At 61.7% G+C, this 16576-nt stretch carries 11 protein-coding genes and 1 pseudogene; 8 read left to right on the top strand and 4 right to left on the bottom strand.

Annotated elements, in window-relative coordinates; all coding sequences use genetic code 11:
• The first annotated feature begins 131 nt into the window (after nucleotides 1-131).
• On the top strand, nucleotides 132-3773 hold the full coding sequence (locus RAS12_RS12555) for a YhdP family protein (RefSeq protein WP_306951425.1): 3642 nt from the start codon (nucleotides 132-134) through the stop codon (nucleotides 3771-3773).
• Between the two features lie 100 nt (nucleotides 3774-3873).
• Here the strand turns inward: RAS12_RS12555 and rho are convergent, their stop codons facing one another.
• Together rho and trxA are read right to left on the bottom strand one after the other, a co-directional pair.
• Nucleotides 3874-5133 carry a transcription termination factor Rho gene (rho, locus tag RAS12_RS12550; protein ID WP_006218533.1) on the bottom strand — a complete coding sequence of 420 codons (1260 nt, stop codon included), beginning with the start codon at nucleotides 5131-5133 and terminating at the stop codon, nucleotides 3874-3876.
• 116 nt (nucleotides 5134-5249) lie between these two features.
• Nucleotides 5250-5576 carry a thioredoxin TrxA gene (trxA, locus tag RAS12_RS12545; protein ID WP_306950013.1) on the bottom strand — a complete coding sequence of 109 codons (327 nt, stop codon included), beginning with the start codon at nucleotides 5574-5576 and terminating at the stop codon, nucleotides 5250-5252.
• A gap of 324 nt (nucleotides 5577-5900) precedes the next feature.
• Here trxA and RAS12_RS12540 point away from each other — a divergent pair, with 324 nt between their 5' ends.
• The 5 genes from RAS12_RS12540 to RAS12_RS12520 all read left to right on the top strand — a co-directional run bounded on the left by RAS12_RS12540 (nucleotide 5901) and on the right by RAS12_RS12520 (nucleotide 12831).
• Nucleotides 5901-7862, top strand: a complete 1962-nt coding sequence (locus RAS12_RS12540; RefSeq protein WP_306950011.1) for a DNA topoisomerase IV subunit B — start codon at nucleotides 5901-5903, stop codon at nucleotides 7860-7862.
• Entirely contained in the window at nucleotides 7862-8458 is a 597-nt protein-coding gene (locus RAS12_RS12535) for a YcxB family protein (protein WP_306950009.1), read from the top strand. Before RAS12_RS12540 ends, RAS12_RS12535 begins: the two co-directional genes overlap by 1 nt.
• 45 nt (nucleotides 8459-8503) lie before the next feature.
• Nucleotides 8504-10840, top strand: coding sequence for a DNA topoisomerase IV subunit A (gene parC / locus RAS12_RS12530; RefSeq protein WP_306950007.1), 2337 nt, complete (start codon nucleotides 8504-8506; stop codon nucleotides 10838-10840).
• A 156-nt stretch (nucleotides 10841-10996) separates the two neighbouring features.
• Nucleotides 10997-11632, top strand: coding sequence for a TetR/AcrR family transcriptional regulator (locus tag RAS12_RS12525; RefSeq protein WP_306950006.1), 636 nt, complete (start codon nucleotides 10997-10999; stop codon nucleotides 11630-11632).
• On the top strand, nucleotides 11629-12831 hold the full coding sequence (locus RAS12_RS12520; protein WP_306950005.1) for a DUF418 domain-containing protein: 1203 nt from the start codon (nucleotides 11629-11631) through the stop codon (nucleotides 12829-12831). Before RAS12_RS12525 ends, RAS12_RS12520 begins: the two co-directional genes overlap by 4 nt.
• A 27-nt stretch (nucleotides 12832-12858) precedes the next feature.
• Here RAS12_RS12520 and RAS12_RS12515 read toward each other — a convergent pair whose 3' ends face one another.
• Both RAS12_RS12515 and RAS12_RS12510 read right to left on the bottom strand, forming a co-directional pair.
• A complete protein-coding gene (locus RAS12_RS12515) occupies nucleotides 12859-14199 on the bottom strand; it encodes an aspartate aminotransferase family protein (RefSeq protein WP_306950004.1) in 1341 nt (446 codons plus the stop codon).
• 33 nt (nucleotides 14200-14232) lie between these two features.
• Nucleotides 14233-15224, bottom strand: a pseudogene (locus RAS12_RS12510) (MurR/RpiR family transcriptional regulator).
• A gap of 208 nt (nucleotides 15225-15432) precedes the next feature.
• Here RAS12_RS12510 and RAS12_RS12505 point away from each other — a divergent pair.
• Together RAS12_RS12505 and ectA are read left to right on the top strand one after the other, a co-directional pair.
• Nucleotides 15433-15984, top strand: coding sequence for a MarR family winged helix-turn-helix transcriptional regulator (locus tag RAS12_RS12505; protein WP_306950001.1), 552 nt, complete (start codon nucleotides 15433-15435; stop codon nucleotides 15982-15984).
• Nucleotides 15981-16541, top strand: coding sequence for a diaminobutyrate acetyltransferase (gene ectA / locus RAS12_RS12500; protein ID WP_306949999.1), 561 nt, complete (start codon nucleotides 15981-15983; stop codon nucleotides 16539-16541). Before RAS12_RS12505 ends, ectA begins: the two co-directional genes overlap by 4 nt.
• Nucleotides 16542-16576 lie beyond the last annotated feature (35 nt).

Raw genomic sequence — 16576 nt, 5'->3', positions numbered from 1 at the left:
GCAAGACATATTTTCCTGCCCACCGATCCGTGTCTGTTTCAGAAAAAGACCCTACGCCGCGCAAGCAAGGCGAGCCTGCGGCCCCTCACTCGGGCCGCTTTTTGCATTGGGGCGTTCCTGTCACCAAAAAAGTGTTCTGCTGCCTGTTCTGGGTAGCGCTGACGCTCTATGGCATTGTGGCGATCGGGCTTTTGGGCGTGCGTTACTGGGTGCTGCCGCGGGTGGATCAATGGCGCCCTCAAATCGAAGCTTACGCCAGCGAGGCCTTGGGCGCCCGCGTGAAGATCGGCGCCATCCAGGCGAATTGGCAAGGGTTGAATCCCCGGCTTGATCTGACTTCGGTCCAGGTCTTTGACGACGGGACGGACCCGGTTCTGGCATTGCCATCGGTATCCGCCGTGCTTGCCTGGCGCAGCATTCTTGCGTTGTCGCCCACGCTGGTGCGGTTGCAGGTGGAAAAGCCCGAGCTGATTCTGCGCCGTGATGCCTCAAATCATCTGTGGGTAGCTGGGCAAGATATCGACCTGAACAGCAGCGATCATCAGTCAGACCTGAATCACCCCGGATTGCGCTGGCTGATGGCGCAGCGCGAGCTGCTGATTCAGGACGCGACCATCACCTGGCAGGACGACTGGCGCAAAGCCCCGCCGCTGACATTGACCAATGTTGATTTCCTGGCGCGTAACGGCAGCTTGTCTCATCGATTCGTTGTGCGTGCCGAGGCCAGCGAGGTCTTGGCTCGCAAGGTGGAGTTGCGCGGTGAGTTCAACCGCAGCCTGTTCGCGGCCCGTTCGTCAAACCCAGCGAACTGGAGCGGGCAGCTCTACGCCCAATTGGATGATGTGGAGCCGCTGGCCTGGTCGCCCTGGCTGGACGTTCCTGTCATTGGGGGGCGGATCGCGGGCCGGGCATGGCTACAGTTGGATCGCGGAAAATTTACCGAGCTGGTTACAGATGTTGCGGTGCGGGGCGTGGACTGGGCTGCGGCCAAGGATGCGCCGGGCATGCGCGCCGGCGCCGCGCAGTTCCGTATCCAAGGGACGCCGGGCGACTTTGTGCAGCTTGATGATCTACCGCTGGCGCGCAGCACGGGCGCGGCGAATCTGTCTGTAAAAGGGGCAGTGCAGCGCTTGCGTGTAACGCTGCCCGGCATCTTTGAAGACCCCACGCTGGTGGCGCATGAGTTGACACTGGATGCGGCCGTGAAGGGGCCGGATGCGCGCAACTGGTTCGTTGATGTCGCCCAAATGCAGGTGACCAACGATGACCTGGACGTGCGACTGCAAGGGCAATGGCACCGTGAGGGCAAAACCCCGGCGGGGAGCGTAGACATGCGCGGCACGATGGTGCGCGGCGCCATGTCGTCCATCCACCGCTACCTGCCTTTGGAAGTCAATGCGGATGCACGCGAGTGGCTGGCCACGGGTCTACCGGCAGGCGAAATGCGTTCCGCCGCCATTACCCTCAAGGGCGATCTGGACGATTTTCCGTTTGCCAATCCTGCGGCAAAGGGTGAGTTCGTGATCGCCGGCGCCTATGCCGGCGCCAAGGTCGACTACGCACCCGCGCGCGAAAATCGCAAGGGCTGGCCGATGCTGGATAACCTGTCTGGCAACTTCCGTATCGACAAAGTGAGTCTGGCGCTAGACAGCGCAGGCGGCGCAGTGGCGCATACCGGCCCAGGCCAGACGGTCAATCTGGGCGCGGTCACGGCCATCATCCCCAACTTGGAGCATGACTCTGAGCTGGAGGTCAATGGCGAGACGTCCGGGCCAGTGACGGCCTATCTGGCAATGGCGGCGAACTCTCCGTTGGGCGGGCTGTTGGACGGCGCGCTGGACGAGGCGCGTGGCACGGGCGATTGGCGCATGCCGCTCAAGCTGAAGGTGCCGTTACTGAACGCTGACGACACGCAGGTCCATGGCCGTATTCAGTTTTCAGAGAATTCATTCACGTTCATGCCTGAGATGCCGTTGCTCAGCAAGATGCAGGGCGATTTGGTCTTTTCGGAAAAAGGGGTCCAGACCAAAGAAATCCGCGCCCAGTTTCTAGGAGGCCCGGTCAAAATACATGGCGCTTTACTGCAAAGCTCGGACGCCCTGCAATTCGATGGCACCCTTGCGGCAGCGGGCCTGAAGCAACTCAGCAGCGCTCCATCAATGGCCCGTTTTTCAGGTAACGCAGGCTACAAGGGCAAGCTGGGCTATCAGAAGGGCGGCTCGGTTGAAATCTCCGTGGAATCCGATCTGGCAGGCATGGCGATCGACATGCCCGCGCCAGTGGGGAAGACGGCGCAGGCGTCGCAGTTGCTGAAATTGCAATGGGGTTCGGCACAGGACCGCGGCGCTAAAAACCGGCGTTGGCTGACGGCCAGCCTGGGTGAAAACACGAACGCATTGTTTGAGCGTGATCCGGCAGAAGGCGCCTCTTACTTCGCGCGTGGCGCATTGGGGATCGGACGCCCGGCTAGTCTGCCCGAGCGCGGCTTGAGCTTGAATGCCAGTCTTCCTGTCTTGGATATGGATGGCTGGGAAACGGTGTTGGACGGATTCGATACGCCGCCTCCAAAGGGCGGGGCCAGAAAGGCTCCTGCCAAACCGATGTTTCCCCAACCTGAGCGAGTCAGCCTGGCCACCGGTACGTTGCACGCCAGCGGCTACACGTTGAATGACCTGACGCTATACGCCACGCGGCCCAGTCCGTCGCAATGGCGCGTAGATCTTCAGTCGCGGCAGGCCACGGGCACGCTGGAATGGCGTGAGGCGTCGGGGGCCATTGCGGGTCAGATCACGGCGCGGCTGAAACATCTGTCATTTGGGGGCGCGGACGACTCCAACGAGGCGGACAAGGCGCTGGCCTCAGGCAACGATTTGTCCGACATCCCGGCAATCGATCTGCAAGCCCAAGAATTTCTGCTTTACGGCAAAAACATGGGCGAGCTGCAGGTGTTGGGAACCAATCAGGAACGCGGCCGCAAGTGGCGTCTGGATAAGCTGTCCATCACCAATGATGCTGCGACGCTTAACGCCACGGGCAATTGGGCGCTGGAAGGGGCTGACCGGGGGCTGACGGTGGACGCAATCGTCAAATTCAAGGACTTGGGCAAGTTCCTGAATCGGATTGGTTTCGAGAATATGGTGTCCGCAGGCGAAGGCACGGCGCAAGGCAAGGCAACATGGCGCAACCTGCCGTGGACCCACAATATTGCGGACGTGGTGGGCGAAGTGGATATCAGTCTGGACAAGGGGCGGTTCATGCACGTGAACTCCCGTACCGCGCGATTGTTGGAGCTGTTGTCCCTGCAATCATTGCAGCGTCTGGCGCGGCTGGATATCAACCCGACCAATCTGCTGCGCGATGGCTTTCCGTTTGACACCATACGCGGCCGCGTGAAGATGGCGGATGGCGCACTGACTACCGAGGGTTATAAGGTGAACGGACCGGTGGCGGCCATTGTCCTGGCTGGCGGGGTCAACATCATCAAAGAACGCTGGGATTTGAAGGCCGCGGTGATCCCCAATCTGGATGCCAGCGGGGCGGCTATGGTGACCGCGTTGGCGGTCAACCCGCTGATCGGTCTGGGCGCGTTCGTCACCCAGTGGTTGCTCAAGCAGCCGCTCGCCCGCGCGATGACCATGGAATATTCCGTGACTGGCAATTGGGACGATCCGAAGATCGAACCGATTGATGCCTCGGGCAAAGAAGCCCCCAAGCAGACACCGCGTCCAGCCGACGCAACACCGCGCCGCATGCCGGAATTCATCGAACATTGATGCCGGGTCGCCGGCGAGCCAGCGCGGTTATTCCCGCTACGGCGTTTGGACGAAAAAAAACTGCCCGACAAGGGCAGTTTTTTTGCATGCAAGCCTGAGCTTACTTCTTCTTCATCATGTCGAAGAATTCGGCGTTGGTCTTCGTGGCGCGCATCTTGTCCAGGATGAATTCCATGGATTGCACTTCGTCCATGTCGTGGATGAACTTGCGCAGCACCCAGACCTTTTGCAGCAGGTCCGGCGCGATCAGCAGTTCTTCGCGGCGGGTGCCCGACTTGTTCAGGTTGATCGACGGGTAGACGCGCTTTTCAGCCAGACGACGTTCAAGGTGAACTTCGGAGTTACCCGTGCCCTTGAATTCTTCGTAGATGACTTCGTCCATGCGGCTGCCGGTTTCGATCAGCGCCGTACCCAGAATCGTCAGCGAACCGCCTTCTTCCAGGTTACGAGCTGCGCCGAAGAAGCGCTTGGGGCGTTGCAGGGCATTGGCGTCCACGCCGCCCGTCAGCACCTTGCCGGATGCCGGCACCACGGTGTTGTAGGCACGGGCCAGACGAGTGATCGAGTCCAGCAGGATCACGACGTCCTTTTTCATTTCGACCAGGCGTTTGGCCTTTTCGATGACCATTTCAGCCACTTGCACGTGACGGGTAGCGGGTTCGTCGAAAGTCGACGCCACCACTTCGCCACGCACCGTGCGTTGCATTTCGGTCACTTCCTCGGGGCGCTCATCGACCAGCAGGACGATCATGACCGCGTCGGGGTAGTTGGTGGTGATGGCATGCGCAATGTGCTGCATCATCACCGTCTTGCCGGACTTGGGGCTGGCGACGATCAGGCCGCGCTGGCCCATACCGATGGGGGCGAAGACGTCCAGAATACGGCCCGTCAGGTTTTCTTCGCTCTTGATGTCGCGTTCCAGACGCATCGTCCGGTTCGGGTGCAGCGGCGTCAGGTTTTCGAACATGATGCGATGCTTGATCGCTTCAGGCGCTACGCCGTTGACCTTGTCCACTTTCACCAGAGCAAAGTAGCGTTCGCCATCCTTGGGCGTGCGCACTTCACCTTCGATCGAGTCGCCGGTGTGCAGGTTGAAACGGCGGATCTGCGACGGCGAGATGTAAATGTCGTCCGTGCTGGCCAGATACGAGGTCTCGGGCGAGCGCAGGAAACCAAAACCGTCGGGCAGGACTTCCAGCACGCCGTCGCCAAAAATCTGCTCGCCCTGTTTGGCGCGCCGTTTCATGATGGCGAACATCAGCTCCTGCTTACGCAGGCGGTTGGCGTTCTCGATTTCCAGGCCAGCGGCCATTTCCAGCAGCTGCGAGACATGCAGCGCCTTCAGTTCGTTGAGGTGCATCGCGGTGATTGGTGGGGAAAAGTAAAGGAGGGGTCTGGCGGCGCGCCACGGACGGGCTCGCGCGGGTTTGAATGAGCGCCGCCCCCGGGGCGGCGCCTTCGTTCACAGCACGCAGTTTACAACGCGCCGTCCAGGAATGCGGTGAGTTGCGACTTCGACAGCGCGCCAACTTTGGTGGCGGCGGCTTGGCCGTCTTTAAAGAGCATAAGGGTAGGAATGCCGCGGATGCCGTATTTGGTGGCGGTACCCTGGTTTTCGTCCACGTTCAGCTTCGCGATCGTCAGGCGACCTGCGTACTCGTTGGCGACTTCTTCCAGGATCGGGGCAATCATCTTGCAGGGGCCACACCAGGCAGCCCAGTAGTCCACCAGCACTGGCTGGCCGGATTTCAACACATCGGCATCGAAGCTCGCGTCACTGACGTTCTTGATTTGGTCGCTCATGATGGTGATTCTCGGTTCGGCAGCAAAAGGCGCGTGAGAGACGCGCCTTGCCGTTGTTCTTGTTTGTGGAATGGACTAAAGCATACCACTGTCAATAACAACAGGCATACCACTGTTAATAACAACAGGGTTTGCAGGATTTGTGTAGGATGTTGCGGCGCAGTTGTCGCGTTTATGAGGGATCAACCCCGGCGCGCTGGCTGTGACTGTCATCATCCTACCGAATTCGGTGCTGGTCAGGTCGTGCGCATCCCACCCGGAGCCGCGCAGAATCTAGGCTTAACCGTAAAATGTCGGTTTTTTTCCACAGATGTTGGGGATAACTTGGCCACTCCACGTTACACCGAGGCGTCCATTCGCGTCCTTAAGGGGCTGGAGCCCGTGCGCCAGCGCCCGGGCATGTACACCCGCACCGAAAACCCTCTGCACGTTGTGCAGGAGGTTATTGATAACGCCGCAGACGAGGCCTTGGCTGGCTACTGCAAACAAATACAGGTCACGCTGCACCTGGATGGCAGCGTGTCCGTCGAGGACGACGGGCGGGGCATTCCCGTCGGTCTGCATCCCGAAGAGCACGCGCCCGTTGTTGAACTGGTCTTCACCCGCCTGCACGCGGGGGGCAAGTTCGACAAGGCGGGCGGCGGCGCCTATGCCTTCTCCGGCGGCCTGCACGGGGTGGGCGTTTCCGTCACCAACGCGCTGGCGACCCGGCTGGAAGTCGTGGTCTGGCGCGATGGCGCGGTAAATCGTCTGGTTTTCAAAGGCGGCGACGTCGATGAGCCGCTGGCGCCCTACGATCAGGGTGGCCGCAAAAAATCCGGCACCCGCGTGCGCGTCTGGCCGGACCCGAAATATTTCGACAGCCCCAATATTCCGTTGGGCGAGCTCACGCACTTGATGCGCAGCAAGGCCGTACTGCTGCCCGGGGTGAAAGTCTCGCTGGTCAACGAAAAGACCGGCGACACCAAGACCTGGCAGTACCAGGACGGGCTGCGCGGCTATCTGGCCGAGGCCCTGTCCGGCGCCGAATTGATGGTGCCGTTCTTTGAAGGCCAGCAATATGCTGGCGCCGATCACGAGAACTTCGCCGAAGGCGAGGGCGCCCAATGGGTCGTGGCCTGGACCGAGGACGGCAACGCCGTGCGCGAGTCCTACGTCAACCTGATCCCCACGCCTGCTGGCGGTACGCACGAATCCGGCTTGCGCGAAGGCTTGTTTGGCTCGGTAAAGAGCTTTGCTGAACTGCACAGCTTGTTGCCCAAGGGCGTGAAGCTGCTGCCTGAAGACGTCTTCGCCCGCGCCAGCTTTGTGTTGTCGGCCAAGGTGCTGGACCCGCAATTTCAGGGCCAGATCAAAGAGCGCCTAAATAGCCGTGACGCGGTGCGTCTGGTGGGCGGCTTTGCCAAGAGCGCGCTGGACCTGTGGCTGCACAGCAATGTGGAGTACGGCAAGAAACTTGCCGAGCTGGCGATTCGCCAGGCGCAGGCGCGCCAGCGATCCGCCCAGAAGGTCGAAAAGCGCAAGAGCTCGGGCGTGGCTGTGCTGCCCGGCAAACTGACGGATTGCGAGTCCAGCGATGCGACCCGCACCGAAGTTTTCCTGGTCGAGGGCGATTCCGCAGGCGGTTCCGCCAAGATGGGCCGCGACAAGGAATTCCAGGCCATTCTGCCGCTGCGCGGCAAGGTCCTGAATTCCTGGGAAGTGGACCGCGACCGGCTCTTTGCCAACAACGAAATTCATGACATCTCCGTAGCCATTGGTGTGGACCCGCATGGCCCAGGCGATACGCCGGATCTGTCCGGCCTGCGCTACGGCCGCATCTGCATCCTGTCCGATGCAGACGTTGACGGCTCTCACATTCAGGTTCTGCTGCTGACGCTGTTCTACAAGCACTTTCCCAAGCTGGTCGAAGCCGGGAATGTCTATGTGGCCAAACCGCCGTTGTTCCGGCTGGACGTGCCGGCGCAGGGCAAGCGCCCGGCCCGCAAGATCTATTGCCTGGACGAAGGCGAGCTGGAAGCCGCGCAAGACAAGTTGCGCAAGGAAGGCGTGCGGGAAGGCGCCTGGGCAATCAGCCGATTCAAGGGCCTGGGTGAAATGAATCCCGAGCAGTTGTGGGAAACCACCATGAATCCGGACACGCGCCGGTTGCTGCCCGTGGGTTATGGCGATCAGACTCCTGAAGACACCACCCGCATGTTCGACATGCTGATGGGCAAGGGCGAGTCCTCGCAGCGCCGCGCCTGGATCGAAGAAAAGGGCAACCTGGCGGAGCTGGATATCTGATGACGTCCGCCTTGCCCGGCCAAGCCCGGATGACCGTCGACATGACGGCTGATGACTACGCGGAGTTCGCCGCCTACGTTTACAAACGCCCCGAGCTGCGCCGCCGCCGCTACCGGTCGCACCTGCGATTCGGGGTGTTGATGATCGTGGCTTTGCTGGCCTACCTGATCTGGCAAACATGGGATGGCAAGGGGCCAAATTGGGGCCAATTGCTGCCGGTGTACTTCCAGGGATTGGCGGTGGGCTTGGGCATTCTGGCGCTGCTGGCGCTGGCGTATGAGTTTGTGCTGCCTCCGCTGGTCAGGATGAACACGCGCCGCATGCTGAAAAAGCGGCCCGATGATTTGTTCCTTGGCCGTCATCAGCTGGATTTCGGGCCCGACGGCATTTTGGATACCACTGCCACGGCCTCCGGGCGCATGGAGTGGTCCGATATCCGCCGGGTGGAAGAAACCCCGCAGCATCTGTACGTCATCCTGGGCACCTTGCAAGGCGTGATCATTCCCAAGCGCGGCCAGGACGCCGCTACGTTAGAGGCAGTGCGCGCCCAATTGCGCGCGCATGTCGCTGATACGCAGCTGGCGCCGTCCGCTTGAGGCGCATTGACGCCGTTCCGATGAAATTGTCTACCTGAACACATCATGACCGACAGCAATCAACCCGGTTTGTTCGACTCCAACCTGCCGCCTGATGGCGATGGCGACGCCAATGCCGCCATCACGCTGGCGCGTTACGCCGAGCAAGCCTATCTGGACTATGCGGTTTCCGTGGTGCGCGGCCGCGCCTTGCCCGACGTGGGGGATGGCCAAAAACCCGTGCAGCGCCGCATCTTGTTCGCCATGCAGGCGATGGGCCTGGCCGCTGGCGCCAAACCCGTGAAGTCCGCGCGTGTCGTGGGCGACGTGCTGGGTAAATACCACCCGCACGGCGACCAGGCCGCGTACGACGCCATGGTGCGCATGGCGCAGGACTTTTCTCTGCGCTATCCGCTGATCGACGGCCAGGGCAACTTCGGTTCGCGCGACGGCGACAACGCCGCCGCGATGCGATACACCGAAGCCCGCCTGACGCCCATCGCCAAGGTGCTGCTGGACGAGCTGGACGAGGGCACTGTGGATTTCGTGCCCAACTACGACGGCAGCCAGCAAGAACCGCAGATGCTGCCCGCGCGTCTGCCCATGATGTTGCTGAACGGCGCATCGGGCATTGCGGTTGGCATGGCGACCGAGATCCCGTCACACAACCTGCGTGAAGTGGCTCAGACCTGCGTGGCGCTGATCAAGAACCCGCAACTGCCGGATTCGGATTTGCACGCGATGATTCCCGGTCCGGACTTTGCCGGCGGCGGTCAGATCATTACGCCGGCGGCCGATATCGCGCAGATCTACGGTGTAGGCCGTGGCTCGTTGAAGGTGCGTGCGCGTTGGCAATTTGAAGAAATGGCGCGTGGCCAATGGCAGTTGGTGATCACGGAACTGCCCCCAGGCTCGTCCGGCCAGAAGGTGCTGGAAGAGATCGAAGAAATCACCAACCCCAAGGTCAAGTCCGGCAAGAAGAGTCTCACGCCCGAGCAGTCGCAGGCCAAGGCCGTCATGCTGAATCTGCTGGACGCCGTGCGCGATGAATCCGGCAAGGATGCCGCAGTGCGTCTGGTCTTTGAACCCAAGACCTCGCGCGTTGACCGTGATGAATTCGTCAACACCTTGCTGGCGCAGACCAGCATGGAATGCAGTTCGTCGATCAACCTGGTTTGTATCGGCACCGATGGCCGGCCGCGTCAAAAGGGGCTGCGCGACATCCTGGTCGAATGGGTGGCGTTCCGCACCAACACCGTGCTGCGCCGTACGCGCTTCCGGCTGGACAAGGTTACGGACCGCATCCACGTGCTGGAAGGCCGCATGCTGGTCTACCTGAACGTGGATGAAGTCATTCAGACCATCCGCGAATCCGATGAACCGCGCGCGGCGCTGATGGAACGCTTCAAGCTGTCCGAACGGCAAGCTGAAGACATTCTGGAAATGCGCCTGCGCCAATTGGCCCGTCTTGAAGGCTTCAAGATCGAGCAGGAACTGGCCGACAAACGCAAAGACCAGATCAGTCTGCAAGAGCTGCTGGACAATCCGGCGACGCTCAAGCGCGTGTTGATCAAAGAAATCGAGACGGACGCCAAGCAGTATGGCGATGATCGCCGCACGCTGATCGAAACGGCCGAGCGCGCCGTGCTGGAAACCAAGGTGTTGGACGAACCCGTCACTGTCGTGGTGTCGCAAAAAGGATGGTTGCGCGCCCGTCAGGGGCATGGCCATGACGCTGGGCAATTCGGCTTCAAGCAAGGCGACGATATGTACGGCGCCTTTGAATGCCGCACGACCGACACGCTGATCGCCATAGGCGACAACGGCCGCGTCTATTCCGTGCCGGTGTCGGGATTGCCTTCGGCTCGCGGCGACGGCCAACCGGTAACCACCATGATTGATCTGGAGTCCGGTACGCGCATCGTGCACACGATTGCAGCGGCGTCCGACTCACGCTGGCTGTTGGCCACGCGTGGCGGCTATGGTTTTGCTGCCAAGCTGTCCGACATGATGACCCGCCAGCGCGGTGGCAAGCAGTTCATTACGCTGGAAGAGGGCGATGAAATGCTGCGCCCGGTGCCGCTGTTCCAGGGCGCGACGCAACTGGCGTTGCTGTCTGCCAAGGGCAAGTTCCTGGTGTTCGGTCTGGACGAGGTCAAGTCTTTGTCGGGCGGCGGCCGCGGCACGATTCTGATGGGGCTGGACGGCACCGACAAGCTGGACCAAACCGTGCCGATCAGCGCCCGTGGCCTGCGCGCCGCAGGCATCTACCGCAACAAGCAGACCGAAGACATTCTGGCTGGTGACGCGTTGGCGCCTTACGTGGGCAAACGCGCACGCAAGGGGCGTCAGTTGGATGTGCGGCCGAAGGCTCCGGTGGTCTTGTCGCCAGTACTGGGGTGAGGGCGGGCTGATTAGCCAGGTTCAAGCGCTGCATACGGCGGGCCATCAGGCCCGCCGTTTTCTTTCTGCCTTGGTGTAGATGTTCTTGACTGGTTTTCTCGTCTTGTTATTTAATAGATAGATCAATCAGTCTATTAATTATAAAGGCACAACGCGGTGCGCAAAATCGACCCAGTCAGGCAGCAAGAGCGTCGCAACCAGATCCTGGCCGCGGCGGCGGATTGCTTTGCCGAGCATGGCTTTCATGCCACGTCCACGGCACAGATCTGCGCCCGCGCTGGCATGAGCCCCGGCAATCTTTTCCACTACTACGGCAGCAAAACCGACATCATCGAAGCGCTGATCGCCGTCGATACCGAAACCTCGCGGTTGCGCATGCAGGCCGCTTGCAGCGCGCCTGACGCACGGCAGGCACTGGTGGAGTGGATTGCGCAGCAGTTGGCGCTGCATCAAGACCCCGCGTACGTGCGGCTGGGCATGGAAGTGCTTGCGGAAGCCGTGCGCAATGTGCGCGTTCACGCACTAGTGATGGAAAACGAAGCAAGCCGCAAGGGCGGTCTGATCGCGCTTCTGGGGGCGATCTGGGGAGCGCGCGAATCACCAGAACCGCTGGCCGAGATGGCCGATGTGCTGTTGCTGTTGCTCGATGGCGTCTACAGCCGGTCGGTGGTGGACCCGGCCTTTGGCGCTGCCGCCGGCCGCCGTCTTCTGGATCAGGCCTTGCTGCGATGCCTGCCCGGCGGCGCCCCGGACGGGGCCGTCCGCACATCCAAGCAAAGGAGCCGCGGATGAGCAACACGCCCGTGGCGCCGCATCGACTGGCGCAGGTGGACGCTCTGCGCGGTTTCGCGCTATTTGGCATTCTGGTCGTGAATATCGGCGTGTTCTCGTCCCCGTTTTACGGGGCCGGCGCCGCCGATCCGAATTTTTCCGGCCCCGTGGATCTGACGGCGCGCTGGTTGATCGCCTGGCTGTTCGAGACCAAGTTCTACCTGTTGTTTTCTTTTTTGTTCGGCTATAGCTTCACCTTGCAGATGGCGGCGGCCGAACGCAGTCAGGCAGCATTCACGCCGCGTTTCCTGCGGCGGCTGGCGGGCCTGGCTATTCTGGGCATGGCGCATGCGGTGCTGTTCTATCAGGGGGACATCCTGGTCACCTACGCGCTATTGGGCTCGGCATTGCTGCTGTGCCGCCGAATCGAGCCAAAGCGGGCGTTGCGTATTGCGCTATGGATCATTGTGCTGACTGCCATGATCTGGGCGATATTGGCCGCGCTGAGTTTTCTTGACCCCGTGCAAGCCGATTACATGGCGCAATACAAGGCTGAAGCGTTGTCTGCGATCAAAGCCTATCGCGGCACCATCGCCACCACAATCGCGCAGCACATCAAGGAATTGACCGAGACCATCTGGTTCATGGTCCTGTTCGTGCAAGGGCCGTTCGTCTTTGCCATGTTCCTCGTCGGCTATGCGCTGGGCCGGCGCAATGCGCTGGCCGATCCGTGGCGGCAGCCGCGGGTGCTCTGGTTGTTATGCGCTTTGGGGCTGCTGCCCGGCTTGGCCGGGTCGGCGCTGTACGCGACCTCGTCATTGCCCTTTGCGGGAGCCAGCTGGGAGCTGCCGGGGCTTGCCGCGGATCTGCTGACCGCGCCGCTGTTGAGCATGTCTTATGCCGCCGCGTTCTTGCTGCTGCTGCGCACACGGCTGGGCGTTTGCGTCGGGTTCTGGCTCGCGCCTGCGGGGCGGATGGCGCTGACCAATTACCTGATGCAGTCCGTCATCTGCGCGCTGTTGTTCACAGGATGGGGATTGCGCCTGTTTGCCTCCGTGTCTCCGCTGGCCGCGTTCGGCATGGCGCTGGCGATCTTTGCGGGGCAATTGCCTCTATCCGCATGGTGGTTGCGCCGCTACGCCTACGGGCCAGTGGAGTGGATATTGCGTGCGCTGACCATCGGCGCGTGGCCAGCCTGGCGCCGAAACGGCGCTGGCTGACTCGGCGGCTGCCACCAGCTCGATGGCTCAGGCGCGCGTTTCCGCAATAGCGGCATCGATTGCGCCCGTCAGCCGCACGGTCAGTTGATCCAATTCGTCGTCCGAGATAATGAAGGGCGGGGCCAGCAGCACATGGTCGCCCTGGCGGCCGTCGATGGTTCCGCCCATCGGATAGACCATCAACCCTTGCGCCATGGCCTGGCGCTTGATGCGTGCGTGCAGTGTCAGCGCAGGGTCAAAGGTCTGTTTGGTGGCGCGGTCCTGCACCAGCTCAACCCCCATGAACAAACCGCGGCCGCGGATATCGCCTACGTGCGGATGCTGGCCCAGCGCCTGTTCTAGCCTTGCGCGCAGGCCTGCACCCTGAGTGCGGACTCGCTCCAGCAGATTGTCGCGGCGGATCACGTTCTGCACGGCCAGCGATGCCGCGCAAGCCATGGCGTGACCAAGATAGGTGTGTCCGTGCTGAAAGAACCCGCTGCCTTGCTGCATGGCCTCTACGATGCGTTGCTGCGCCATCACTGCCCCTATGGGCTGGTAGCCGCCGCCCAAACCCTTGGCGATGGTGATCAGGTCTGGCACGACATCCTCTTGCTCGACCGCATACAGCGTGCCGGTGCGGCCCATGCCGCACATGACTTCATCGGCAATCAGCAAGACGCCATGGCGGTCGCAGACCTCTCGAATACGGCGGAAATAGCCGGGCACCGCTGTCACCGCGCCAGACGTGGCACCGACTACCGGCTCGGCGACAAAGGCCATGACGGTGTGGGACCCCAGGCGTTCAAACGTCTGATCCAGCTCTTGGGCCAGGCGCGCGCCGTACTGTTCCGGCGTTTCGTCGGCGCGCTGGTCCCGATAGGCGTAGCAGGGCGTTACATGCTCCACCGGAATCAGCAGCGGCGCGAACTGCGCGCGGCGCCAGGCATTGCCGCCGACTGCCAGCGCGCCCAGCGTGTTGCCGTGATAACTCTGCTTTCGGGCCACGATGTGGCGGCGTTCAGGCTGGCCAATTTCAACGAAATACTGGCGCGCCATTTTCAACGCAGCTTCTATGGCTTCCGACCCGCCCGAGACGAAGTAGGCGTGGGACGTGCCCGCCGGCGCATCTTCGACCAGACGGGCGGCCAATGCTTCGGCCGGCTCGGTCGTGAAGAAGCTGGTGTGCGCGTAGGCCAACGCGTCGATCTGCGCGTGCATGGCGGCCTGCACGTCCGGGTGGTTATGCCCCAGGCAGGACACGGCGGCGCCACCCGATCCATCCAGGTACGCGCGGCCGGACTGGTCGTAGAGCCACACACCTTGGCCGCGCTGGGCGACGGGGGGAGTGGCGCGCAAGGAACGGTGCAAAACACGAGTGCTGGTCATTGGAGTGGTTCCGGGTGGCAGGAGGGGTGCGGGTCAGTTTTTAGAAGAGATGCGGCCGCGCTTGCGTGGCGCTTCCGTCCAGTACACGCCTTCGGCGTGCAGACGGGTTTCGATGTCGTTCAGCCGTTGCAGGACTTCGTCGCCCCCGTGCGCAGCCAACCGGGCGATCAGGTGTTCCGCCAGGCCCAGCAGGCCCGCTGTGCTGTGAAAAAAAGAGCCGGGGCCGCGCTGGCCGGATAGGTCAGCGGGATCGGTCTCGGCGGGCGGGGTGAAATGCAGCACGTGCCGGGCGGCCAACGCGACCGGGTTGGTCGGGCTGTCGGTCAGGGCCAGCACCGTTACGCCGCGCTGGGCGATTTGTTGGGTCAGTTGCAGGGTGGCCGCGGGGTAGGGCGCTTGAGAAATCACGACCAACGCATCACCGGCTTGCAGGCAATCTGCTTCTTCTGCTGGTGTTCCGCCCAGGCCCTCGATCAGGATGCCGTTGCGGCGCAACAGATGGTAGGCATAGCGCATTTGATGGGCGATGCCGAACGCGGAACGCAGCCCCAGAAAGCCTACTTGCCGGGCGGCCAGCAAGGCAGCCACGGCTGCATCGAAATGGGCGTCGTCATTAACGTGGCAGACAGAGGCGATGGCGTCTGTCTGCACTTGAGTGAGGGCGTCGTGCCCTTCTGGGGCAGCGTGATCCCGCGATGCTTGCAAGCGCGCTGCCCGGTCCCGCAGGCCAAGCCCGGAGCCACCGGCCAGCGCTCGTTGGAAAGGGGCGCGGAAGGCTTCGTAGCTTGTGTAGCCGGCAGCGCGAGCCATGCGCAACATGGTCGCCGGGGCGACGCCGACGGCTTGTGCCTGGCGGCGCATGGACCACAAGCCCACTTCTGCCGGATTGGCCAGAACCCAAAAGGCAGCTCGTTGAAGTTCAGCGGGCAAGGTCGCGGACAGATTGCGCAGATGTTCCTGCAAAGGGGAAATCATGGGTGAAGGCTACGCGCGAAGCTCAGGAAATAAAACAAATGATACTTTATCGGATAAATAAAAAAACAGATGTTTTATTTACGAAACGTAAGGCCCTCTCAAACAGCCTGTAACGCGTCGCGCCCCTCTGACCGCTTGGGAGACATGACGGCGAAAAGCGCGGAAATGATTACAAAATGGGGGGCGATACGGTTTGACAGGGTACTCATGCACCCATATCATTTGAACAGAAATCAATTTAGCTGAACTAATTCAGTCATGAATAAACAGACCGTAACCGATCCGTCACAGCAGTACGACCTGCGTATCTTGCGTGCCTTGCGCCGCATCACGCGTTCGATCGCACTGCATTCGCGCCAGCTCTCCGCAGTGAGTCACATCACCGCGCCGCAGCTGATGTGCCTGCATACGGTGATTGCGAACGGCCCGATGACGGCCACCGCGATCAGCCGTGAAATCCATGTCAGCCCCAGCACGGTCGTAGGCATTCTGGACCGTCTGGAAGACAAGGGCTTCATCCGCCGCGAACGCGGCCGTGAAGACCGCCGCATTGTGTTTGTTACCGCGACCGATGCGGGACGAGAGCTGGCACAGCAAGCGCCTTCGCCGCTGCAAAAACACTTGGCGCACGCATTGAACGCCTTGCCCGAGCTGGAGCAAGCCACCATCACGTTGTCGCTGGAACGCATCGTGGCGCTGATGGAAGAAGGCGGCCAGGCAGACGTCGCGGACGCGCATGGTGACGTGTCGTCGCCCATCCTTGAAGTGCCCACGGGCGGGGCACCCCCAGAATCGGGAATCGTTGCATGAGAATAAACGTACTGGATACCCCAACACTTTCAAGTGCCGTGGCGCCGGCGATTGGCGCACAGACCCACACGATGCGTCTGCCCAATCGCAAAGACGGCGCCGCCATTCACCGCCTCATTTCCGAGTGCCCGCCACTCGACCTGAATTCCCTCTACGCCTACTTGCTCCTTACTGAGCATTTCAGCGACACCTGCGTTCTGGCCGAAAGTACCGGCGGACGTATCGACGGTTTTATCTCCGCTTATGTGATCCCGGCCCGGCCCGACGTGTTGTTCGTCTGGCAGGTCGCGGTGCACGCCCGCGCACGCGGCCATCGGTTGGGCCGCGCCATGCTTCGCGAACTCTTGCAGCGCAAGGGGCTCGAGCATGTTCGTCATCTTGAAACCACGGTGGGGCCTGATAACCAGGCATCGCGCCGCAGCTTTACCGGTCTGGCCGGCGAGCTGGGCGCCCATGTATCCGAACAGCCGTTCTTCGACCGGCAACTGTTCGGAGGCGCGGACCATGACGACGAGATGTTGTTGAGGATAGGCCCGTTCGCCTTACCCGCCCCGTAGGGCGCGGCAAGCTCAGAGGGTCTTATCGAAATACC

The organism is Achromobacter seleniivolatilans (assembly GCF_030864005.1).
Lineage (GTDB): Bacteria > Pseudomonadota > Gammaproteobacteria > Burkholderiales > Burkholderiaceae_B > Achromobacter > Achromobacter seleniivolatilans.
The sequence above is the reverse complement of the archived record's forward strand: the minus strand, read 5'-3'. Positions and strand labels throughout refer to the sequence as shown.

What these genes read in the sequence shown, in the direction of transcription:
- RAS12_RS12505 (WP_306950001.1), top strand. Translation starts at nt 15,433, where the DNA reads ATGAATAAACAGACCGTAACCGATCCGTCACAGCAGTACGACCTGCGT.
- RAS12_RS12535 (WP_306950009.1), top strand. Translation starts at nt 7,862, where the DNA reads ATGACGTCCGCCTTGCCCGGCCAAGCCCGGATGACCGTCGACATGACG.
- ectA (WP_306949999.1), top strand. Translation starts at nt 15,981, where the DNA reads ATGAGAATAAACGTACTGGATACCCCAACACTTTCAAGTGCCGTGGCG.
- trxA (WP_306950013.1), bottom strand. Translation starts at nt 5,576, where the DNA reads ATGAGCGACCAAATCAAGAACGTCAGTGACGCGAGCTTCGATGCCGAT.
- RAS12_RS12515 (WP_306950004.1), bottom strand. Translation starts at nt 14,199, where the DNA reads ATGACCAGCACTCGTGTTTTGCACCGTTCCTTGCGCGCCACTCCCCCC.
- parC (WP_306950007.1), top strand. Translation starts at nt 8,504, where the DNA reads ATGACCGACAGCAATCAACCCGGTTTGTTCGACTCCAACCTGCCGCCT.
- rho (WP_006218533.1), bottom strand. Translation starts at nt 5,133, where the DNA reads ATGCACCTCAACGAACTGAAGGCGCTGCATGTCTCGCAGCTGCTGGAA.
- RAS12_RS12520 (WP_306950005.1), top strand. Translation starts at nt 11,629, where the DNA reads ATGAGCAACACGCCCGTGGCGCCGCATCGACTGGCGCAGGTGGACGCT.